1 protein-coding gene is annotated in these 278 nt (G+C 43.9%); it reads right to left on the bottom strand.

Translation table 11 applies throughout. The features are described 5' to 3' along the window. A partial coding sequence (locus AAEY83_RS14445) for an alpha/beta fold hydrolase (protein WP_351059924.1) occupies positions 1-251 on the bottom strand: 251 nt, incomplete at its 3' end. Positions 252-278: the final 27 nt, after the last annotated feature.

The following is a 278-nucleotide window of genomic DNA, read 5'->3' as shown; positions in this document are numbered from 1 at the left end:
CCTTTTGGCATAAAGCCTCGCATCATACTTAAAAAGTCCTCAAGACTCATCTCCGACTCAGCGCCAGGTTCCTGTAATGGCTCAAACTCTGGGATAGGCCACGAATCGAAACAGATACTATCTATCAAAACGAGCTTTCTAACTTTCTCTGGATAATTAACTGCTATCAACTGAGCAATACCCCCACCAATATCATGTCCAACAATATCTGCTTGCCGCGCACCTAGAACGTCCATGAGCTTTACAATCATGTTGCTCTGAGCATTAATGGACACATC

Origin of the sequence: Psychrobacter sp. TB20-MNA-CIBAN-0197 (genome assembly GCF_040309765.1) — a bacterium.
In the GTDB taxonomy this organism is placed as follows: domain Bacteria; phylum Pseudomonadota; class Gammaproteobacteria; order Pseudomonadales; family Moraxellaceae; genus Psychrobacter; species Psychrobacter submarinus.
Note: the sequence above shows the minus strand (reverse complement) of the source record. Positions and strands in the feature narration are given on the sequence as shown.